The sequence below is a fragment of the Brevibacillus sp. AG162 genome (assembly GCF_006715575.1).
GTDB classification, from domain to species: domain Bacteria; phylum Bacillota; class Bacilli; order Brevibacillales; family Brevibacillaceae; genus Brevibacillus; species Brevibacillus brevis.
This window is the reverse complement of sequence record NZ_VFNO01000001.1, coordinates 257,194-277,669: the sequence shown is the minus strand read 5'-3', so window position 1 is coordinate 277,669 and position 20,476 is coordinate 257,194. Positions and strand designations below refer to the sequence as shown.

Sequence of the window (20,476 nt, the reverse complement as noted above, 5' to 3'; positions counted from 1 at the left end):
CCCCCGGATTTATGCCCGGGTGAATACCTCTTTTTCTTTATGGACAGATGCTTCAGAAGGCAAATAATCCAATGCTTGCTTCAAATCTGCCACCAAGTCATCGAAATCCTCTAAACCAGCTGACAACCTGATCAAACCATCTGTGATTCCCCTTGCAGCTCTTTCCTCAGCAGGCATCGCTGCATGTGACATCGTAGCCGGGTAGGAGAGAATTGTTTCTACTGCTCCGAGGCTAACCGCTACAATCGGCAATTTCACACGATCAAACAGCGCTTTTGCTCGCTCGCGGCTCCCTACATCAAAGGAAAGAACAGCCCCATGACCAGTCGCTTGTTGTGTCTGAATCAAGTGACCGGGGTGATCCGCCAGTCCCGTATAGTAAACTCGGCTTACTTGTGGATGCGTAGACAACCAGTCAGCCAAGCTCGCGGCTGTCTTCGTGCTGACATCCAGCCGGGCTTTCAATGTTTTGAGCCCACGCATCACGAGCCAGCAGTCCTGCACACCCAAAATCGCTCCCATGCCATTCTGGATAAAGTAGAGCTGCTCTCCTAACCCAGCCTCTCTAGTCACGGCCAGACCTGCCACGACGTCGCTATGCCCTCCGATAAACTTCGTTGCACTATGAATGACCACATCTGCGCCAAGTTCCAATGGACGCTGGTAATACGGGGTAAGGAATGTATTGTCGACAATGACGAGCAAGCCGTGCTCCTTCCCGATACGTGAAACCGCTGCAATATCGGTCACCTTTAAGGTGGGATTGGAGGGGGTCTCCAGGTAAACCCCTTTCGTCGCCGGTGTAATGGCCGCACGAACAGCTTCTGTATCTGTCGCATCCACGAATGTAACGGAGATGCCCATTCTCGACAATACCTTGGTCAAAAACCGAAACGTGCCACCGTATACATCTTCCGCCACGATAACATGGTCTCCGGCTGAAAACAGCATGAACACGCTGGAAATGGCAGCCATGCCAGATGAGAACGCGAAACCGCGTGCGCCTCCCTCCAGAGACGCAATGGCTTCCTCCAAAGCCTGCCTCGTCGGATTACCTGATCTGGCATAATCGAATGTAGCTGGCTGATCGATATCAGCCTGATGAAACGTCGAAGCTTGATAAATTGGAACCGACGACGCACCTGTGAACGGGTCAATGCAAGTCGAACCGTGGAGGATCTTGGTTGCAAAATTCATCGTACACTCCCCCCTACGACCAAACTAGCATTCAAGGCCTGAAACAAATCGGCTACGACATCATCTGGATGCTCGATGCCAACCGACAGTCGCAACAATCGATCACAAACACCGACATGCTCTCTGACTTCTTGCGGGATATCGGCGTGAGTCTGCGTCGCCGGATACGTACACAATGACTCTACACCACCCAGACTTTCCGCAAAGGACACGATTTGCAGATTTTGCAGGAACAATCCCACCTGCTCAGCAGCGCGCACGCGGAACGATACCATTCCACTATGCCCAGTCGCTTGATTCACCTGGATCTCATGCCCCGGATGCTCTGGCAGACCTGGATAAAATACCTCCGCCACTGCCGGATGCTCACGCAGCTTTTCCGCTACAATCAAGGCATTGGATTGATGACGCTCCATCCGCAATGCCAGTGTTTTCATCCCGCGAACGAGAAGCCAGCAATCTTGCGGTCCGAGTACAGCACCGATTGAATTGTGCAAAAACCGTATTTTTTCCGATAACTCTTCCCCTTTTGTTACGATGAGGCCAGCCAGCACATCGTTATGTCCTGCCAAATACTTGGTTGCACTATGTAAGACAATATCTGCACCAAGCTCAAGTGGGCGTTGACAATACGGGGTTAAGAATGTGTTGTCTACAATCGTAAGAAGCCCGTGCTGTTTCGCCAAAAGCGCTACTGCTCGAATATCGGTAATCTGCATGAGCGGATTGGTTGGTGTCTCGACGAAGATGGCTTTTGTATCTGGACGAATCGCATTTTTGAGTGCACCAATGTCACGCAAATCCACGTACGAAAACGTCAGACCGTAACGAGAGAGCACTTGCTCGAACAATCGATAGGTTCCCCCGTACAGATCGAGTGACACGATCAGATGATCCCCTTGGGAAAACAAGCCCATGACGGTATGAACAGCAGCCATTCCTGAGGCGCAAGCGAATCCTGTATCTCCTGATTCCGCTTCAGCGATGGTCTCCTCCAAAATGGTGCGAGTAGGATTAGCTGTACGCGTATAATCATATCCAGTGCTCTGGCCCAAGGCAGGATGGCGATAAGCCGTTGCATAGTAAACAGGAAAGCTCACCGCCCCTGTTTTTTCGTCTCTGCCTACTCCCGCCTGAATCAATTTCGTTTCCAATTTCATGTCTGTTTCTCTCCCTCCAATAGTGTACGAGGGCATCAAAAAAGCCCTCTTTCCTCTGAAAGAAGGCTTTGTTTACGTCACCGTAAGCAAATCCTTCTCATCTTTCAGAGTTTGATAACTCTGCAGGAATTAGCACCATTATCTCCCTGTTCAATACAGGTGATTGGTTGCCGGGCATCATCGGGCCAGTCCCTCCGCCGCTCTGGATAAGAAGATTGCTATTCAATTCGATTGACCCTAATACTAAAGGATCGGCAGGATTCTTGTCAACAATTTATTTCCACCTGTTAGTTTGCCTCTTTCAAGGCGGTCATAACTTGATTGTCCAGCTTCGCTGCCGCGTTTTTGTCATACGTCTTTTCATACTGTGGTTCTACGGAAATACGGGAACCGTAAAACATAATATCACGAACGGCCTCAATTTTGATTTCCGCCATGGCCAGCTTGAGCGGAACACCTTCCAGTCGGTCTGTTTTGACGACAGCACGACCATTAATGGCAAAAGATGAGCCAGCACCGATCAAATGCAGAACAACTTGTGGTTCCTTCGCAATATTAGCCAAAATACGCGAGCGATTATCCACAGCAAAACGAATCGTATCGGCGCTGACAGCATACGTCCAGGACAAGGAGCTGAGCGATGGTGCCCCTGACTCATGGTCTACTGTGCCCAAGGTAACAAAACGCTCCTTTTGCAAGAGCTTGAATAAATCTTCGGAAAGAGATTGGGAAACAGTTTCAGCCATTTCAAAGCCTCCTAACAAACGTTTTGTACGTTCATTGTACCCTTCGTATAGCTGATAGGCAAACGTTTCCTCTTCACCTTGATTCTGGTTGTCTTTTTCCCTAGACTGGTAGGTAACGATACCGAATGATGGAAGGGGATGGACAGCTTGTCGCCTACAGATCGCCTTATGCAGCAAATTGATCAAGTTCTTGAAGAGCTTCAGGAAGTTCGGAAGGTAAATGAGCGGATGCATAAAATTGCGATGTTCCTGGAAGATATCCGACTAGCAGATGTGATCCAAAATTACACAGCCCCGCGCAAGCTGCTCTGGATCAATTTCCTCGCAGGTCTTGCCCGGGGTCTGGGATTGACGATTGGTACTGCTATCGTTTTGGCTTTCCTCGGCTCCCTCTTAACGCAATTTCTTTCGATCCCCATTCTGGGGGATTACATCAGACAATTGGTGGAGTACGTCGAGACTTACAAGCAGCGGCCTTAACGACAGAGACTAGTCTCTGTCGTCGTCACGATCGTCATCGTCGTCATCATCGTGGTCGTCATTGTCATCATCTCTGTCGTCATTCCATTCCTTACCGTGCTTTTTCCAATAGCCATACGCGTTGCCGTTGGGATGCTTATCTTTCTGCTTCCCTTTTTCTTTTTTCTTTTTGTCATCATCATCGTCTTCATCGTCGTCTGTTGGCTTCACAGGCTCGACAATGACTTTTGTGCTTAATGCAACGTCAGCTTTTTTAACCAGCTTATCGTCTTCATACAATGCGAATTGAATCGATTGGGCGCTAAAGGAACGATTCTTATAAGACAACGTCAAAGAAAACTCACCTTTGTCATTCGGTTCAATTTCTTTTTTCTTCCCATCAGGAGCGATCACAAACAATTCAGTATCGTCCTTTTTATTCCAGCCGCTTACTGTCCCCTTCACCTGAATGGACTTGGCGGCAGGATTGTTTACAGCAGTCGCCTTGATGGCATATACAGTCCCTTGATCCTTGTCAGGAGCGTTAACGATCTCTACCTGAACGGATTCGGAATCAACCTTCTTGCCATCCTCGTAAACCTCGATCAAGGCTTTTTGATCTTTTGCTGCTTGTACATCCTTTACTGAAACCGTAAAGCTGCCTACGCCATCCCACAGCTTCTTCACGTTTGCGTCTTTTTTCACGCCATTATAGGTGACAGTTACTTTGTCTGCCCCCTGCTTGACAATTCCTTTTACTTTTAATTCCTTTTTCTTCGCATCCAATACAGACATGGTATGAATGATCATTTCCTTATCTTCTTCTGCTTTTGGAACGATTTTTACTTTTTCGCTATCTACCAGCTTGCTGCCTTCATAGGCACTCACCGTTACATACGGTTCATAGGATGCATCAGGAGCTTCAAAGCTGACCGTAAAAGAGTGCTCGTTGGTCGGAACGACTTCAATGATGTCAGAATTCGGCTTTTTCACAACCACCTTGGTGACATCTGAAGTCACAATCCCCTTTATGTATACTTTGTTATTTTCAGTCTTGGCATTTACGCTCACAATTTCTTCATCATTGTCTGTCAGGCGCACTTCCAGCCAAATATCGCTGTAGTACTCGTTGTAGATACGCTCCCACTCCGCTTTGTTTTCTTCCATAAAGGTTTGGAGCTTCGTATTCAAGTTGATTTCTTCCACAATGATGTACAAGTGATCCGCTTGATTCTTCAAGAGCATGTTCAACGTGGTTGGATCATTTTGGGCAAGTTCTTTCAGATTGTAGCGTGTGACTTGCTTCCCCGCGTCATTCATGACTACTTTTGTGGCGCTTGGACTAGCAATCGAGCTTGCATCGGCAAAAATTGGCGTCAAACAGCCAAGAATACCTGCAGCTGTCACCACCGCTAATACGGGTTTGGTCATGTACTTTTTCAATAGTAGTTCCCCCTTCTAGTCTGCCAAAATCCCCCTGCATGCTTGGGGCATGAATATTGACGGGAAATCATTTTCAAAAGTTGCATCATCCAAGAAACCGCATCTTATTACCTATAAAAAGCGCTTAATACAAAAAACTCCCCCAACTTCCGAATCATTTCGGCAAGTGGAGGGGAGTCTTTGTCCCGCTAGTTGCAGTTGTACTTGGGTTCACTTTCAATCGCAACCAATAAAGATTCGACTGATTCAGCAGGGTATCGCACTTCCATGGGCTGTGAATCAGCGTTCCCAAATAGCACGTACCAGCTGCCTTCCTGTCGATAGCCGATATCGCTGATTTGATGATCCTCTTGCAGCAATTGCAAGAAAAAAGCAGCTGTATCCAAAGCAGAGCGGTCTTCTGGTCGCGCATCGGCAACCACTTGAATTTGGAGCCAGTTAAAAAGTGCATCTTCACGCTTCACGCGGTTCTCCTCACTTTCGCCCAGTTTGATCCGGCTTGATCCGTACCTTTACAATCACGAGAATCGCAATCGCCACCAGCATTGCACTTTTCACAGGAAGCTGCACATCCAAAATAGCGAAAATGAGAGCTCCAGCAAACAAAAGAATGTACAAGAGCAAGTTTTTCAAAATAGGCATACGGATACGGGTAGCAAAGCCAAGATAATAGACGATAATTAGTTCCACAAACAAAATCCAAGCCCGATATTTGTCAGCCCATATGCGAAAGCTGTCATATGCTGTGAGCTGATCTGGATTCGTTGGCACATAGGTTGATGCGATTTGTATCCAGTCCATCACTTATCTCTCCTGTCTTCAAGCGGTGAAACTCCTACCGCTTCACATGCCACCCTCATAGGCGGAATGAAACGAATAGTCACTCCTTTTTTCTTAGGAAAACGCTATCTTTCTTACTTTATCAGGTGGTGGATTCTGTGTCAAAAAACGGCAGGCCCTTCCATGTTGCTGGCATGAATTTCGCCGTACATGCTATGATGAGGATATGTCAGTAGAAAAAGGTGGGAATAAAATGAGTTTGTATGATATTGCCGTCAAAACGATTTCCGGTGAAGAGAAGACATTGGCCTCCTTCAAAGGGCATGTCCTGCTAATCGTGAACGTCGCCAGCCAATGCGGCCTTACCCCTCAATACAAAGGCCTGCAGGAGCTGTATGAGCGTTATCAGGATAAGGGTCTCGTTGTTCTTGGCTTCCCTTGCAACCAGTTCGCTGGGCAAGAGCCAGGAACAGAAGATGAAATCGCAACGTTCTGCGATCGTAATTACGGCGTGACGTTCCCGCTGTTTGCGAAGATCGATGTCAATGGTCCTGGTACTCATCCGTTGTATCAGCACTTAAAGGAACATGCCCCGAGCGAAGAAAATCCAGATATCGAATGGAACTTCGCCAAATTTCTCGTGGATAAAGACGGTCATGTCGTAAAACGTATCAGTGCTCGTACTCAACCTGAAGAGCTCATCTCTGATATTGAAAGTCTGTTGTAAGGACAGCCCAAACAAAAACGCCACTTCATCCCAAGCAGGATAAAGTGGCGTTCTTTTCTTTCCATCTTACGCTTGCGGTTGTGCTTCCCAGCGTTTTTGCTTCTCATAGCGCTCACGATCTGATTTGTTCAGATATTTTTTGCGCAAACGAACGGATTGTGGTGTTACTTCGCACAGCTCATCGTCGTTCAGATATTCCAGCGCCTCTTCCAAAGACAACATGCGAGGAGCCTTCATTTTGACAGTCTCATCCTTGGTCGCAGAACGTACGTTGGTCGCATGCTTTTCTTTACATACGTTAACGGTCAGATCGTTGTCGCGGTTATGCTCACCTACGATCATTCCCTCGTATACTTCTGTACCTGGCTGAATGAACATCGTTCCGCGATCTTCTACGGACATCAAGCCGTACGTGGTAGCTGTTCCTGTCTCGTGGGAAATGAGTACCCCTGCGTGACGTCCTCCTACCGCTCCTGGTACAAGTGGACGGTAGCTGTCGAAGGAGTGGTTGAGAATTCCGTAACCGCGTGTGATCGTCAAGAACTCTGTACGATATCCAATCAAACCGCGGGATGGAATAATGAATTCCAGACGAACTTGTCCGAAGCCGTTGTTGATCATGTTAACCATCTCGGCTTTACGTTGACCCAATGTCTCCATAACCGCCCCTGTGTATTCCTCAGGCACATCAATGATCAACAGCTCAGCCGGTTCCATTTTTTGACCATCGATCATACGAATGATAACCTCAGGCTTGGACACACCCAGCTCAAAGCCTTCACGACGCATGTTCTCTACCAAGATGGACAAGTGCAATTCACCGCGTCCAGAAACCACATACGCATCTGGTGAATCTGTTTCATCTACACGCAAAGATACATCTGTCTCCAGCTCAGCCATCAGACGATCACGCAGCTTGCGGGAAGTCACGTGCTTACCTTCGCGACCAGCAAACGGGCTGTTATTCACGAGGAACGTCATTTGCAGGGTAGGCTCGTCAATTTTCAAGAGTGGCAATGCCTCTGGATGATCAACGTGGCAAACGGTTTCCCCTACGTTGATATCGTCAATACCAGAAATGGCTACGATATCTCCTGCTCTTGCTGTTTTTTGCTCAACACGTTGCAGACCGGAGAAACCGAACAGCTTTTGAATCCGTGCTTTTTTCACTTCGCCTTCGCGTGTAGTGACGGATACCATTTCATTCAGGTTCATGGTTCCGCGATAGATGCGGCCAATCCCGATACGACCCAAAAAGTCGTTGTAATCCAGCATGGTTACTTGCATTTGGAGCGGAGCAGATTCGTCTGCGTCAGGAGCAGGCATATGCTCTACGATGGTGTCAAACAGTGGGCGAAGGTCGCCTTCCAGCTTATCTGGCTCAAGTCCTGCAATCCCTTGCAGACCGGAAGCATATACGATTGGGAATTCCAGCTGGTCTTCCGTCGCATCCAGATCAATGAACAGGTCGTACACTTCGTTGATAACTTCTTGAGGACGTGCATTGTCGCGGTCTACTTTGTTCACGACAACGATAGGGGTAACTTTTGCTTCCAGCGCTTTTTTCAATACAAAGCGCGTTTGTGGCATACAGCCTTCGAATGCGTCTACGATCAACAGAACGCCATCCACCATGCTCATGATACGCTCAACCTCGCCACCGAAGTCAGCATGGCCTGGTGTATCCAAGATGTTAATCGTGAAATCTTTGTATTTGACAGAAGTGGTTTTCGCCAGGATCGTAATTCCACGCTCGCGCTCCAGGTCGTTGGAGTCCATCATTCTCTCTTCTACCTGTTGGTTCGAGCGGAATGTGCCCGATTGGATCAAAAGTTTGTCAACCAGTGTGGTTTTTCCGTGGTCAACGTGGGCAATAATTGCAATGTTGCGTATGTCAAGACGCTTCATGTGAACCTCCTCTATTATGCATACCTTCCATATTAACAGGTAGTGAAACGCGGCACAATGGGCAGTTTTTTACGGGAGCCACTTCCAGAGTAAGGGACTTTATTTTCGTCATACTAAGGAAAATGGAGGTGGCATACGTATGAAACGGTACGGCCCGAAATGTTTGGTTGGCTTGCTTATGATTGCAACCATGATGACCGGATGCGCTAGCTCGAGCAACCAGCCAAAAAATCAAGCGCACACACAAAATACCGCCTATCAACAGGCCCCAGGTGCAAGGACAAGCCTCACTCATGATTATCATGCCAACACTGGCGGAATCAATGCCCGTAATTATCGAAACGGATATACGATCAATGGTTTTAATCAGGATTTGGCTGAGCAGCTCACCATGGCCGCAGATGACGTGCCTGGCGTGGAACGTGCTACTGTTCTCGTCAGCGGCACAGATGCCGTCATCGGAATTCGTGTTCGGAAAAATTTCGGCCCTGAGCAAACGCGCATAATCGAACAGCAGGTCCATTCAGCCGTTCGTTTACGTGTTCCCAACTTCTCGATCCAAGTAGCCTCCGACGCAGCCACATTTGACCGGATTCGTGCCATCCATGCAGATATTTATGAAGAAGCGACGCATCGGACCAATCAAGTTGATGTGAGACCCGACATGAACAGCCAGATCACCAATACATTCACGGAATTTCGTTCTCTGCTCCACGATATCGGCCGCAGAACTCCTACTGTCACTCCATGATGACAAATATGAACCGAAGCTCCATATAAAAGAGGTGCGGAATCAGCCCGCACCTCTTGAAAACTTTTCCATTTGTTACTTACTTTGCCGCTTCAACCAGTTTCATTTCTGGCTCAACAACTTGCAGTTCACCCAAACCACGAACTAATTTCTTCGCGTAAGTTTTTTCCGGCTTCAGCACGGATACCAAGTAGTCGATGGCAATTTGCGGATCAACGGTTTCCCCACACGTGTAGCAATCCAGAGCAGCAAAGCCGCGCTCAGGATACGTATGAATGGACAGGTGGCTTTCCGAGAGAAGAACCAGTACGGTAGCACCCTGAGGAGAAAACTGCTTCGCTTGCACACTCAGCACCGTAGCACCGCATGCCTCAGCAGCCTCAATCATTTCCTTTTTCAAAAATTCTGCGTCGTTCAACAAATCAAACTGAACTCCCCATGTGTCAACAGCAACGTGTCTTCCGAAAGTCGAATATTCCATCTTTCGGTTCCCCCTTCCTAACGAGTGTAATGTTAAACATCGCTAGGACCTGCGTCATTCACTAACGGGGGCGGTTTCCGTTGTTATCCACCCTTTAAAGTGAATCCTGGTTCCTAATCCTGTTTCCAACGAAAACAACAATACCATGCATCGGCCTAGTTTGACAATACCCTTTTTCAATAATCTATAAGAACAATACAAATAGGCCGACGGCTATCTCTACAGAATGGAGGAACGCCACCTGCTACAAATGGCTTTCACATATTATGAGATATGCTACACTTTTAGAAATGGACCAGAATGGAGAGGATCGCTATACATGATTACTATCCGTAATGCCAAAGCAGAAGACTTGCCAGCACTAATCGCCATCGAGCACCTTTGCTTCTCACCAGAGGAAGCTGCAACACAGGAAGCATTCGAGAAGCGTATTCGATTGATTCCTGACAGTTTTTTTGTAGCGGAAGCGGATGGAATCATTGCGGGTTTGGTTAATGGACCCGTCATCGAATCCACCTTCATTACCGATGACCTGTTTCAATCCATTACAGAAAATCCGGCATCTGGCGGACATCAAACCATTTTAGGGTTAGCGGTTTCCCCCGCTTTTCAAAATCGCGGCATTGCCTCCATGCTCCTAGCACACCTGGAAGCATCAGCAAGGGTAACCGGTCGTGAGACGATCACGCTTACGTGTAAAGAAAATCTGGTTGGCTACTATGAAAGTCATGGATATCTCAACAACGGCGTTTCCAGCTCAGATCATGCTGGAGCAATTTGGTACAATATGAGCAAGCCATTACGCTAAGGGAAGGACAAACAACAAAAGCGGGCACCCCTTGTTTAGGAGGAAACCCGCTTTTTGTTATTCACTGTGTGATCGCCATGCTGCCTCAGCACCGTATCAGGAACCAATACATAAAAAAGGGCGCCCAAGGCACCCTTCTTTCACTAAACTTCTAATTCAAATAGACGTCGCGACAACGTAACTAATCGAACATCAATTGCTGGAAGTTTTTCTGGGGCAGTTCTCTTTGCCCAATTACGCAAATCCAGCCATCGGTCCGTTTCTTGACGTAAGGACTCAATCTCCTGCTCACTGCCATCCTGCTGGAACAAAGCCTCCAGCTCATTGGCCATGTGCAATGAGTTATTTTCAAAGATGGACACTTCTTCGTCTCCGGTTAGCTCCTGAATGCTCACAACCGATCCTTGATCGTAGTGATACACCATTGTGAAGCCGTCATAAATCCGGTGGACAATTCCATAGCCTCGGAACGCTTTCATTGCTTTTCTCATGGCATTTGCCAGCTGTCGATCTCGGATCAGATACGAGCTGTCGCATGAGTAGCGGCTGCCAACCCGGCAAAAACTCAATTGAATTTCGCCGTTCTTGTCATTCAAGATTACGTCACGATCGCCATTGTCACACACTTTGACTTGGACTGAAATGTGTTCATTGGTGAAAAGCGAAACGAACTGGTTCAGCTCTTCTTCATTCACCGTAAAATAGGCCTTGGCGTAATTAGTTGCTAAACGCTGTGCCATAAATATCTCCTCAATTCTTTTGGTTTGCATGGGCCGAGTACGACCGAACAGTTATCCAAATCTGAGGAGATACGCTAAGTGTCAACAAAAGAACGCTGTAGAACCTGGCCTTGCCCCGCGAATCGAAAATCGATTTGGGTAATGAAGGCGGATCACCTACTTTTTGTTTTTCGCAAAAAAGCTACTTTTGACACCTTTATTATATCTCAGATGCCCTCAAAAGTCTTGAGAAAAATAGCGATGAATTTTAGCAAAAAACAGGAATATCCGCAATCAGACGCAGGGAAATGAAAAGAACTCCCTGATTCATTCATATGCTTGCTGTTTCATTGAAATTCAGAGGGACTTATATCCCTGTAGTTGAGGTCATCGCTTTTTTGATCGCAGCCTGTTCTTCTTCAGACAAATGGTAGCTCGATGTTCCTTGCTCAAGCGGCTTGGCGTACACGCGAGATTCTTCTCGTCCAAAAATGCTGGTGATCACGACACCGTTCCCAGCGTCATCTGTTACCGCCAGCGAAAAGCTAAGATCACTGCCGACATCCCCGAAGGCATTGTAACGGATAATCGCTACTTTGCCGCATTGCGCTGCCATTCGTTGTGACAGACGATTGATGGCAAACTGCTGATCACTGTGCTGCTTTTTCATTTCCTCTACCTGATCCAGCAGTCTGTGCAAGCCTTCCTCGAGATTGGCTCCTCCCGTCCCTGTCATAATCCGGTTGATTGATTTCCTTAGTCGACTAATCCGGACAGACTGCATAATCACGATCCATAACAGGATCAGTGTCAATGCGATGACGGCTAAAAGCAGGATCGCTACATTGGGGATTTGTGATAGGAATGCTTCCAAAACTTTTCTTCCTTTCCGGCGCGTGCGTAAATATGCTGTCAAAAACCTTCTTTATTGTACAACCGCCGGGCCTCCCATTCAAACAAGTCTTTCATAAAAACAACAATTCCTAAACAAACGACTTTCACACCAAAAAAAGCGACACCCTCATTTGTTTGAGATGTCGCTTTTTCATTCCGTATTGGTCTGTGTCAAACTCATCGTCCTTTGGCTATCCTCCAGTCTGCCTACGCTTCCAAAAGCAACATTTCCCGACGGAGCTGTTTTAATCGCTCTGTGGACTGCTTCATTTGACTTTGGTCTTTTGCTTGCATCGCGTCATACAACGTCGCCAGTTCATAATCCAACTCCAGACGCAGCACCGGGATGCGTTCTTCCGAGTCACGTCGTTTCATCGCGGCAATTACCTGATCCATCGTTACATTGCAAAATTTTTCATAGATCACTTTTTTCTCAGCTCCTTTTAATTCCACTATTCTGACAACTTCTCCGTACTGGATTTGCTTCAGCAAGACGCACTCTTCAAAAGTGACCTTGATCATGGCATGCCCTTTTGCCCTCTCTACGAAGTGGTACAGTACGAGTGCCACCCGCGAATCATTGACAGGAATGCCTGCAATGTGCAGCTTATAGGACCCATTTAAACGCTGCATTTTCCAGTCGGATCGGCCATCTGTGGTGTTCACGAGGAGGTGAAACTGCTCGGGAGATTCTTTCCACGTGACGCTCACCCCTGCTTCCACCAGGGCCTGCACCATCGCGTGCAATGTTTTGCGGTCAAACCAAACTGCCAAATGAAAATACTCCAACTCCATGCCGAGATTCATCTTCTACAGGCCCCTCCCGTTGACAGAATACTCAGATATCATTTTCGCCGTAAGGGAGTGAGTGGTATATCATATTATTCAGGCTTTGGTTTTGCTATTCATAAAACTCGGCATGTATTTTTTTCCTAGATGGTATGATATCATATGGAGGATTCCAAGCTCCCTTGACGGGGACGATCGCCCTTTTCTTTCCAGTGGGGTTCGATGATGCTTAAAAGAGGTGTTTGTTACATGCCAACGTTTTCAGGCTTTCGTCAAGAAGATTTTGATGTTTTTGCCATTGATGGACTGGATTCTCGGATGGATGCGATCAAAACCAATATCCGTCCCAAATTCGAAGTACTCAGCCAGCACTTTGCGCCTTTTCTCTCCGTAGCAACCGGGGATGAAATGTTTACGCACATAGCAAAGCATGCACGCCGTACGGTGAACCCACCTGCAGATACGTGGGTTGCCTGGGCTAATGATAAACGCGGTTACAAAAAACACCCGCACTTTCAAATCGGCTTGTGGGGAACACATTTGTTCGTTTGGTACGCGGTAATCTACGAGTCTCCTTCCAAAGAGATCATCAGCCATGCTTTTAACGAGCGTCTAGATGAGGTCATCGCGTTGGTTCCGGAGCATTTTCACTGGTCTCCAGATCATATGCAACCAGCAAGCACGTCTCAAAAAGAGTTGGGAACGGCTGGCGTAAAAAAGCTGGTGGACAGGCTGGCACAGGTAAAAAAAGCGGAGTTGCTCTGTGGAATTACCATTGATCGTCATGATCCAATCCTGGCAGACGGTGAAGCATTGGTGAGTCGTCTCGAAGAAACATTTGGGGTGTTGAGCAAGCTCTATACTTTAGGAAATTCTCGTGGATAGACCGCCTCCCGCTTTCTTTAGTTAAGTTATATGCAAAAGAACAGGTCCGCTTTCATTTGAAAAACGCAGGCCTGTTCTTTTGTTTTAGGAAAAAGACCGCAGTCGATCCAATGACTTGTTCACATCACCAAACATGCGGTCAAACAATTGTTGGACACTTGGCACATCATCAATCAATCCAATAACCTGACCAGCCCAACCAAAGCCACGCTGGCTGTCGCCCTCATAAATAAATGTGCAATTGTTCTCTCCACTGATGAAGCTCTTTAACTGCTCGTAGCCTGCCCCTTCTTTTTCCAATTGGAGAATATGATCAGAGCCCGGTGTACGAACCACCCTGGCAGGTGTCCCCAGTGTGCGCTTGATAACTGCAGTATCGTGCTCCGTTCCAGCAACCAGCGCCTCTTTGTAGGCCGAATGCGCATGGACACATTCTTGCGTCGCAATAAATCGCGTCCCCATCTCCACACCCTCTGCACCAAGTGCAAGCGCTGCCAAAATCCCCCGACCATCGCCGATGCCACCGCTAGCCAATACCGGAATTTTTACGGAATCCACCACACGCGGAATCAAAACAAATGTCCCGATATCATCTCGTCCCAGATGACCCCCACCTTCTTGACCGACAGCCATCACAGCATCCGCACCAATCGATTCGGCTTTTTGTGCTTGGCGGGCAGACGCAACCAAGACAAGCTTTTTGATGGGATGACCATCGAGTCTGCGCAGCAGCGGCTCTGGATTGCCTCCTGTTACCGAAACAGCTGCCACTCCCTCTTCAATCGCCACATCCAGCATTTCTTCATACGGCCGACCGTGTTGACCAATTGCATAATTCACACCAAACGGTTTATCCGTCAATGCACGAACCTTGCGAATCTCCTCCCGCAGTGCATCAGCCGATGGCAAGGACATAGCCGTAATTTGACCGAGTCCCCCGGCATTTGACACAGCCGCAGCCAAGTCTGCGTAAGCCAAATATGCCAAGCCACCTTGGACGACCGGATATGTAATTTGTAGCAGCTCCGTTACTCTCGTTTTCATCCTTTTATCACCCCGTGCTAATGACCTTCTCGGCTTACAAGCCAAACTCCTGCCGCCACTCGTTAACATGAATAAAAATTCGCTTGCTTTCCCCCCCTATTTTGCTATACTCAATTTGTTTGTTTTTCCCCTATATATTCTTGATTAGTAAAGTGAGGCGATCGTAATGAGACAAATGAAAACTCCTTTGTTCAGCGGGTTGTTGGAGCACGCCAACCGGAACCCGATTCAATTTCACATTCCGGGCCATAAAAAGGGTATGGGTATGCATCCGGCATTTCGTGAGTTCATCGGGGACAACGCTCTTTCGATAGACCTCATCAACATTGCGCCATTGGATGACTTGCATCACCCGAAGGCAATGATTAAAGAAGCACAAGAATTGGCAGCCGAGGCATTCGGCGCTGACCATACATTTTTTTCCGTGCAAGGTACAAGCGGTGCCATCATGGCGATGATTATGGCGACCTGCAGTCCTGGCGACAAAATTATCGTACCGCGTAACGTACACAAATCGATTATGTCGGCGATTATTTTCGCTGGAGCAATCCCAATCTTTATTCACCCTGCAATGGACGAGCGTCTGGGTATTTCTCACGGGATTACAGTGAAGGCCGTGCAAAAAGCACTGGAAGCCCATCCTGATGCTGCTGCCCTGTTGGTAATTAACCCAACGTACTTCGGTATTGCAGGTGACCTGCGTGAGATCGTGCGGGCTGCGCATAACTATGAAATTCCTGTATTGGTCGACGAAGCTCATGGTGTGCATATTCATTTTCATGAGGAACTGCCGATTTCGGCCATGCAAGCAGGTGCCGACATGGCAGCGACCAGCGTACACAAGCTCGGTGGCTCTTTGACTCAAACGTCGATCTTGAATGTACGGGAAGGCCTCGTCGATGTCGATCGGGTGAAAACTGTCATGAGCATGCTCACGACGACCTCGACTTCTTACATCTTCCTCGCATCGTTGGACATGGCGCGTCAGCATTTGGCCCTCAACGGGAAAATGCTCGCGGATCAAGCGATGGAACTGGCAGCAAAAGCACGCGATATGATCAACGAAATCCCGCGCATCTACTGCGTTGGCAAGGAGATTCTTGGAAAGCCTGCGACTTTTGCGATGGACCCAACCAAACTCCTCATCCACGTACGCGATCTCGGAATCACTGGATGGGAAGTCGAGAACTGGCTGCGTGACAAGTACAACATTGAGGTAGAGATGAGCGATCTGTACAACATCCTCTGCTTCGTTACTGCGGGAGATACGGAAGAATCCATCCGTACACTGGTAAATGGCTTGCGTGATCTGTCCGTTGAATTTTCGCACGTACAAGCAGAAGAGAAGCCTACCATCTCGCTACCGAATATCCCTGTGCTATCCACCACTCCTCGGGAAGCATTCTATGCAGAAACAGAGACGATTCCGTTGGCGGAAGCAGCAGGTCGAGTCATCACTGAGTTCATCATGGTGTATCCTCCAGGCATCCCGATCTTCCTTCCTGGGGAAGTAATCACCGAGGAAAATATCGCGTACATTCAGGAAAACATCCGAGTCGGATTACCCGTACAAGGTCCTGAAGATGAGACACTGAAAACGATCAAAGTCGTAAAAAGACAAACCGCCATTTCTGGCTAACCGATCCAAAACGAAAAACAGCTGCCTCTTTCACGAGAGAGCAGCTGTTTTTATTTTTTATGCAAACATTTTGAGATATGATGGAAATGGGAAAAATCAGGAAAGGTGGGCGATGCTGCCATGCCAGACTGGTCGTATCAAACGATGTTTCGACCACTTCTCTTGCTCATGCCACCCGAACGGGCCCGATTTATTACCTTGCAGTCAATCGGCGCTTTGGCAAAAATTCCGGGTGGTCCGTTCATCATCGAATGGATGGGACATATGGAGCCTCCTTCACAGCTCTCCAAAACAATTGGTCCTGCCACGTTCCCTACTCCAGTCGGGTTGGGTGCCGGATTGGACCCAGAATGCATCGCCATTCAGGCTCTGTCCAAATTCGGCTTCGGGTTTCTAGAGCTGGGACCTGTGTCCAAAGAAGCAATTGATTCCCACGGCACTATTCAACGTGACACTGCCGCGATGAATATCCACTATTCCAGTCCATTGGTAAATAATGGTATATATGCCCTTGAGAGGCGCCTGGAGGGGGCTTCTGGCATCAAAATTCCTATCGGAGTCAGATTGGCCTGCCGACCAGAAGCTAGCCTGAGAGAAGCCACAGAAGAGCGTCAGGAGCTGATCGACAAACTGAAGCGTTTTTGTTCGTTTTTCACTATTGATGCGCGGGCGAATATGGGACATCCAGAATGGAGCCATACAGCTTGGAAGGAACATTTTTCCTGTTTGCGTAACCAAACGGATCTGCCACTCTTGCTGGCGCTCCCTCCTAGCCTTACAGAATTGGAAGCATTCCCCATTCTCATCTCAGCAAAAGAAGCAGGACTCAACGGTCTCGTTGTCGCTGGAGGCACGATTCAGGAAGCTTCACCGTCCGCAAACACCTCCGTTTACACCACAGGGAGAAGTTCACACGAGCAAGCCGTCAAATTTGTCTCCTGGGCACGGGAACAGTGGTCAGATGCCCTTATCATTGGATCAGGCGGCATTCTAGCGCCACAAGATGCTCTGACCTTTCTTGCAGCGGGCGCCAATTTTGTGCAGTTGCACAGTGGCTTGGTCTATTCTGGCCCCGGCTTGCCAAAACGAATTAACGAAGCCATCTTGCAAACACAACCAGACATTGCCCCTCCTCAAGAAAAACGATCTGCTTTTTTATTTCCTTCTTGGGTATGGGGAATCTTGCTGGGCGTGGGCATGATGATCGGTGGCGCACTTGCTTGGCTGGTCGCCGCAACAACCGTCGTCCTCCCCTACGACGAACGCTTTCTCGGGATGTCAGCCGACCAGCTTGCGCTCTTAAATGCGCAAATCCTCTCTTTTATGTCACACGATCGGATTAGTCTGGCAGGAACAATGATATCCATTGGAATTTTGTATAGCCAACTAGCTTACCATGGCCTGCGCAAAGACATTCACTGGACGCGGACCATCTTGCTCGTCTCCGGTGCTGTTGGCTTTTCCAGCTTCTTTTTATTTATTGGATACGGGTACTTCGATTACTTGCACGCGATTTTAGCACTCATGTTGTTCCCTATGTTTTTGCTCGCATTACGTACACCTGCAAAGGTTCATTTGACTCGACTACCGCCTCAGCTTCACAACGATCGTGATTGGCGAATGGCTCTATGGGGACAATTGCTCTTTGTCATCATCGGATTTGGTTTGACAGGGGCTGGTATTATCATTTCGATCATCGGCGTCACAGGTGTCTTCGTTCCTTCCGACCTCGTCTTTCTCTGTGTGTCTGCTGATGCCTTGCAGTCTTACAATGAGCGATTAATTCCGGTCATTGCTCATGACCGTGCTGGCTTTGGCGGAGCATTATTTTCGAATGGCCTGGCTGTCTTGCTGATTAGCCTTTGGGGGATCAGGCGAGGAGAAGCGTGGATTTGGTGGACATTGTTTTTAGCAGGTATTCCAGGCTTTGTTTCTGGCATAGGCATACATTTTACTGTAGGCTATGTCGATTTTCTTCATCTCTTGCCCGCTTATGTCGCCGTCATTTTATTTCTCGTAGCACTCGTACTTTTGAAGCCGTATTTATGCCGGACATAAAAGAAAACAGACGAAAGAATTCCTTTCGTCTGTTTTTTATAAAAGCCTGACTACCATTATGCAGAATCAGTCTTCGTCTTCTTCCTCTTCTTCATCATTGCCCGGAGCGAATGCTACCGTGTATACATATGGGTCTTTATCACGCTTATCGACCCAGACAACGCGATTTCCACCGATGCGGGCATTTTCCATCTCCGCATCATCATCCCACTCAAAATCGCTATAGGAATCCTCTTCGAAATCGTACAACTCATAGTAGAATTCCTTACCTTTTGAGGACAGACGATTGTCTTCATACAAAATCATATTGCGTGAAGCCTGTGGATTTTTCTGGTCACCATCTGTATAACGAAGCAAAGGATTGACTCTTTGACGGTCGATGTTGTAATAGTACAAATCCCAACCGGTTTTGGAATTGCCTGTATCTTCGCTCCAAACAACGAAGTCATCGCCGATTTCCGCTTTCTCTACTTTGACGTTATCACGGATTTCTGTCTCGTCATCTTCTTCGATATCGTAGAGTACGATGCTTGCGCTCTTTGAGCCTTCTTCTACTACCCAGGTAGCATAGTTTTTGTAAATATCAACACTCAGTGGTTCCTTTCTCACCGTCGTAACTTCCGTATGCTTTCCAGTCGATAGATCTGTGATGATCACTTCTGATCTGCCAGCGATATTCACCCATAACAAACGCTCTCCGTCAATCTCATAAAGCTTCTCACTCGGCTTTTGATCATCATCTTCATGTGTAATCTGCTTTTGAATGTCTTTACGAATATCGTAGGAGAAGAGTGCATCCTCGTGCTCGTCATACCAGACAACATAACGCGAGCTTACAACAGGGCGAACAGAATCATGCTCTGGATTACTGACGACTTTACCTTTTTTATTTTCGACATCGTAGAAAACGACCGTATTATTTTTTTTAGACTCGGTTACGTACGCTACATAACGATCATGAGCACTTGGCTCCTTTGGTTTTCCTCCTGCATTACCTATCGGAACTAATTCCTTTTCGTCCAGGTCATACAGGTGGAGTTGGAGCTTTTTGTTACTTTCTTTTTTCGCGAATAAGATGAAATCGCCATAAATTTTCGGTCCAGTCTCACCGTACAGATTGCTCGCTATCTTTTTGCCAGACGTTTTGCCAAGCTCACGATATTTTAAGTCATTATCGTCAGAGTAGACATAATCCTCTTGATACAAATGCACGTTTTGCTGTTCGTTGTCATCATCGGTCAATTTCTTAATTCTACCGTTGCTGATGGAATAGGAATAGAGGTCTCCAGCCGATTGATGCTCGTATACGATTTGATTGGAGAAAATGCTGGGACGCCCTTGGTCTCCTTTAGCAGTGACGGCAGCCTTTTCCTCTTTTGCTTTGATGTCATAGTAATAAATGTCATCATTGCCATCACGATCATCTTCCCAAGCAACATAACCACTGCTTACCACCGGGTTGCTTGCTTTTCCACTCGCAGATACAATCTCTGTATCCCCAGTAGAAATTTTATGTAGATAAACATCGCCGTTGTCTGTCCATACAACATTTTTATCAGCAATCTCCAGCCCATCGACCGAAGCAGAACCACTTGTCAAACGGATTTCTTTCTCTTTCACTATGTCATACAAATAGACATCTGAGCCGCCATCACGGGAATCAATCCATACGACGTAATCTCCATCGACCTTTGGATTTGTCTTCTCAGATTCCTTGTCGCCTATTTCGCTCTGGTCACCTTTATTGAGGTTGTAGAGTGTTACTCTTTGCCCACCTTCAACCATCCATACCGCATATTTTTTTGATATATCATATCCTGCTGAGGATATTGTTGGCTGACTACCGTCGATTTTTTCTTCATCACCAATATTGTAGGCAAGCGCCGGTGTCCCGCTCCACAGGGATGTGACCAAAAGTGCAGCGGCCAACATTCCCTGCATCGGTTTTCGCTTCATGAAACAATTCCTCCTTTTGCAACGATTTTCAC

The 20,476-nt window shown here is 47.4% G+C and carries 20 protein-coding genes and 1 riboswitch; of the genes, 7 read left to right on the top strand and 13 right to left on the bottom strand.

Going from position 1 to position 20,476, the window contains the following annotated elements:
- Window positions 1-9 precede the first annotated feature (9 nt).
- From FB479_RS01250 to FB479_RS01240, 3 genes are all read right to left on the bottom strand, one after another.
- Entirely contained in the window at window positions 10-1,197 is a 1,188-nt protein-coding gene (locus FB479_RS01250; protein WP_142061722.1) for a trans-sulfuration enzyme family protein, read from the bottom strand.
- The gene (locus FB479_RS01245) at window positions 1,194-2,357 is read right to left on the bottom strand and encodes an aminotransferase class I/II-fold pyridoxal phosphate-dependent enzyme (RefSeq protein WP_142061719.1); all 1,164 of its coding nucleotides are present in this window, start codon (window positions 2,355-2,357) and stop codon (window positions 1,194-1,196) included. Before FB479_RS01245 ends, FB479_RS01250 begins: the two co-directional genes overlap by 4 nt.
- Window positions 2,358-2,451: 94 nt before the next feature.
- Window positions 2,452-2,570: riboswitch (SAM riboswitch) on the bottom strand.
- 74 nt (window positions 2,571-2,644) lie between these two features.
- The gene (locus tag FB479_RS01240; RefSeq protein ID WP_106653197.1) at window positions 2,645-3,103 is read right to left on the bottom strand and encodes a pyridoxamine 5'-phosphate oxidase family protein; all 459 of its coding nucleotides are present in this window, start codon (window positions 3,101-3,103) and stop codon (window positions 2,645-2,647) included.
- 138 nt (window positions 3,104-3,241) lie between these two features.
- On the opposite strand from FB479_RS01240, the gene FB479_RS01235 reads away from it, so the two are divergent.
- Window positions 3,242-3,583: a DUF5665 domain-containing protein gene (locus FB479_RS01235; RefSeq protein WP_007723262.1), complete on the top strand. Its 342-nt coding sequence runs from the start codon at window positions 3,242-3,244 to the stop codon at window positions 3,581-3,583.
- Window positions 3,584-3,592: 9 nt separating this feature from the next.
- Here FB479_RS01235 and FB479_RS01230 read toward each other — a convergent pair whose 3' ends face one another.
- From FB479_RS01230 to FB479_RS01220, 3 genes are all read right to left on the bottom strand, one after another.
- Window positions 3,593-5,005: a hypothetical protein gene (locus tag FB479_RS01230; RefSeq protein ID WP_142061716.1), complete on the bottom strand. Its 1,413-nt coding sequence runs from the start codon at window positions 5,003-5,005 to the stop codon at window positions 3,593-3,595.
- Window positions 5,006-5,193: 188 nt separating this feature from the next.
- Window positions 5,194-5,469, bottom strand: a complete 276-nt coding sequence (locus FB479_RS01225; RefSeq protein ID WP_106653195.1) for a hypothetical protein — start codon at window positions 5,467-5,469, stop codon at window positions 5,194-5,196.
- A gap of 10 nt (window positions 5,470-5,479) precedes the next feature.
- Window positions 5,480-5,806, bottom strand: coding sequence for a YlaH-like family protein (locus tag FB479_RS01220; protein ID WP_142061713.1), 327 nt, complete (start codon window positions 5,804-5,806; stop codon window positions 5,480-5,482).
- A gap of 232 nt (window positions 5,807-6,038) precedes the next feature.
- On the opposite strand from FB479_RS01220, the gene FB479_RS01215 reads away from it, so the two are divergent.
- Complete coding sequence (locus FB479_RS01215; protein WP_106653193.1) at window positions 6,039-6,512, top strand: glutathione peroxidase; 474 nt, start codon at window positions 6,039-6,041, stop codon at window positions 6,510-6,512.
- Between the two features lie 66 nt (window positions 6,513-6,578).
- On the opposite strand, the gene typA is transcribed toward FB479_RS01215, so the two are convergent.
- Window positions 6,579-8,420, bottom strand: coding sequence for a translational GTPase TypA (gene typA, locus FB479_RS01210; protein WP_106653192.1), 1,842 nt, complete (start codon window positions 8,418-8,420; stop codon window positions 6,579-6,581).
- Between the two features lie 139 nt (window positions 8,421-8,559).
- Here typA and FB479_RS01205 point away from each other — a divergent pair, with 139 nt between their 5' ends.
- Entirely contained in the window at window positions 8,560-9,171 is a 612-nt protein-coding gene (locus FB479_RS01205) for a YhcN/YlaJ family sporulation lipoprotein (protein ID WP_142061709.1), read from the top strand.
- 79 nt (window positions 9,172-9,250) lie between these two features.
- On the opposite strand, the gene speD is transcribed toward FB479_RS01205, so the two are convergent.
- Window positions 9,251-9,652 (bottom strand): adenosylmethionine decarboxylase, encoded by a 402-nt coding sequence (gene speD / locus FB479_RS01200; protein ID WP_007723244.1) that lies wholly within the window; start codon window positions 9,650-9,652, stop codon window positions 9,251-9,253.
- Window positions 9,653-9,971: 319 nt separating this feature from the next.
- On the opposite strand from speD, the gene FB479_RS01195 reads away from it, so the two are divergent.
- Complete coding sequence (locus tag FB479_RS01195; RefSeq protein WP_142061706.1) at window positions 9,972-10,460, top strand: GNAT family N-acetyltransferase; 489 nt, start codon at window positions 9,972-9,974, stop codon at window positions 10,458-10,460.
- A 143-nt stretch (window positions 10,461-10,603) separates the two neighbouring features.
- Here the strand turns inward: FB479_RS01195 and FB479_RS01190 are convergent, their stop codons facing one another.
- The 3 genes from FB479_RS01190 to FB479_RS01175 form a co-directional block, all read right to left on the bottom strand.
- Window positions 10,604-11,200: a hypothetical protein gene (locus FB479_RS01190; protein WP_007723238.1), complete on the bottom strand. Its 597-nt coding sequence runs from the start codon at window positions 11,198-11,200 to the stop codon at window positions 10,604-10,606.
- Window positions 11,201-11,546: 346 nt separating this feature from the next.
- The gene (locus FB479_RS01180) at window positions 11,547-12,053 is read right to left on the bottom strand and encodes a DUF4446 family protein (RefSeq protein WP_047068411.1); all 507 of its coding nucleotides are present in this window, start codon (window positions 12,051-12,053) and stop codon (window positions 11,547-11,549) included.
- Between the two features lie 227 nt (window positions 12,054-12,280).
- Window positions 12,281-12,880: a hypothetical protein gene (locus tag FB479_RS01175; RefSeq protein ID WP_106653188.1), complete on the bottom strand. Its 600-nt coding sequence runs from the start codon at window positions 12,878-12,880 to the stop codon at window positions 12,281-12,283.
- 231 nt (window positions 12,881-13,111) lie between these two features.
- Between FB479_RS01175 and FB479_RS01170 the strand changes: the two genes are divergently transcribed.
- Complete coding sequence (locus tag FB479_RS01170) at window positions 13,112-13,747, top strand: YktB family protein (RefSeq protein ID WP_106653187.1); 636 nt, start codon at window positions 13,112-13,114, stop codon at window positions 13,745-13,747.
- Window positions 13,748-13,831: 84 nt separating this feature from the next.
- Here FB479_RS01170 and FB479_RS01165 read toward each other — a convergent pair whose 3' ends face one another.
- Window positions 13,832-14,791, bottom strand: coding sequence for an NAD(P)H-dependent flavin oxidoreductase (locus FB479_RS01165; RefSeq protein WP_106653186.1), 960 nt, complete (start codon window positions 14,789-14,791; stop codon window positions 13,832-13,834).
- A 166-nt stretch (window positions 14,792-14,957) separates the two neighbouring features.
- Between FB479_RS01165 and FB479_RS01160 the strand changes: the two genes are divergently transcribed.
- Together FB479_RS01160 and FB479_RS01155 are read left to right on the top strand one after the other, a co-directional pair.
- Window positions 14,958-16,430 carry an aminotransferase class I/II-fold pyridoxal phosphate-dependent enzyme gene (locus tag FB479_RS01160; RefSeq protein WP_106653185.1) on the top strand — a complete coding sequence of 491 codons (1,473 nt, stop codon included), beginning with the start codon at window positions 14,958-14,960 and terminating at the stop codon, window positions 16,428-16,430.
- A gap of 120 nt (window positions 16,431-16,550) precedes the next feature.
- Window positions 16,551-18,488: a beta/alpha barrel domain-containing protein gene (locus FB479_RS01155; RefSeq protein WP_142061700.1), complete on the top strand. Its 1,938-nt coding sequence runs from the start codon at window positions 16,551-16,553 to the stop codon at window positions 18,486-18,488.
- Between the two features lie 66 nt (window positions 18,489-18,554).
- Here FB479_RS01155 and FB479_RS01150 read toward each other — a convergent pair whose 3' ends face one another.
- Window positions 18,555-20,444 carry a TolB family protein gene (locus FB479_RS01150; RefSeq protein WP_142061697.1) on the bottom strand — a complete coding sequence of 630 codons (1,890 nt, stop codon included), beginning with the start codon at window positions 20,442-20,444 and terminating at the stop codon, window positions 18,555-18,557.
- Between the last annotated feature and the right edge of the window lie 32 nt (window positions 20,445-20,476).

Bases quoted from the DNA above. Each gene is read 5' to 3' on its own strand.
- FB479_RS01250 (WP_142061722.1), bottom strand. From the start codon at position 1,197: ATGAATTTTGCAACCAAGATCCTCCACGGTTCGACTTGCATTGACCCG.
- FB479_RS01245 (WP_142061719.1), bottom strand. From the start codon at position 2,357: ATGAAATTGGAAACGAAATTGATTCAGGCGGGAGTAGGCAGAGACGAA.
- FB479_RS01240 (WP_106653197.1), bottom strand. From the start codon at position 3,103: ATGGCTGAAACTGTTTCCCAATCTCTTTCCGAAGATTTATTCAAGCTC.
- FB479_RS01235 (WP_007723262.1), top strand. From the start codon at position 3,242: ATGGACAGCTTGTCGCCTACAGATCGCCTTATGCAGCAAATTGATCAA.
- FB479_RS01220 (WP_142061713.1), bottom strand. From the start codon at position 5,806: ATGGACTGGATACAAATCGCATCAACCTATGTGCCAACGAATCCAGAT.
- FB479_RS01215 (WP_106653193.1), top strand. From the start codon at position 6,039: ATGAGTTTGTATGATATTGCCGTCAAAACGATTTCCGGTGAAGAGAAG.
- typA (WP_106653192.1), bottom strand. From the start codon at position 8,420: ATGAAGCGTCTTGACATACGCAACATTGCAATTATTGCCCACGTTGAC.
- FB479_RS01205 (WP_142061709.1), top strand. From the start codon at position 8,560: ATGAAACGGTACGGCCCGAAATGTTTGGTTGGCTTGCTTATGATTGCA.
- speD (WP_007723244.1), bottom strand. From the start codon at position 9,652: ATGGAATATTCGACTTTCGGAAGACACGTTGCTGTTGACACATGGGGA.
- FB479_RS01195 (WP_142061706.1), top strand. From the start codon at position 9,972: ATGATTACTATCCGTAATGCCAAAGCAGAAGACTTGCCAGCACTAATC.
- FB479_RS01190 (WP_007723238.1), bottom strand. From the start codon at position 11,200: ATGGCACAGCGTTTAGCAACTAATTACGCCAAGGCCTATTTTACGGTG.
- FB479_RS01175 (WP_106653188.1), bottom strand. From the start codon at position 12,880: ATGAATCTCGGCATGGAGTTGGAGTATTTTCATTTGGCAGTTTGGTTT.
- FB479_RS01170 (WP_106653187.1), top strand. From the start codon at position 13,112: ATGCCAACGTTTTCAGGCTTTCGTCAAGAAGATTTTGATGTTTTTGCC.
- FB479_RS01165 (WP_106653186.1), bottom strand. From the start codon at position 14,791: ATGAAAACGAGAGTAACGGAGCTGCTACAAATTACATATCCGGTCGTC.
- FB479_RS01160 (WP_106653185.1), top strand. From the start codon at position 14,958: ATGAGACAAATGAAAACTCCTTTGTTCAGCGGGTTGTTGGAGCACGCC.
- FB479_RS01155 (WP_142061700.1), top strand. From the start codon at position 16,551: ATGCCAGACTGGTCGTATCAAACGATGTTTCGACCACTTCTCTTGCTC.
- FB479_RS01150 (WP_142061697.1), bottom strand. From the start codon at position 20,444: ATGAAGCGAAAACCGATGCAGGGAATGTTGGCCGCTGCACTTTTGGTC.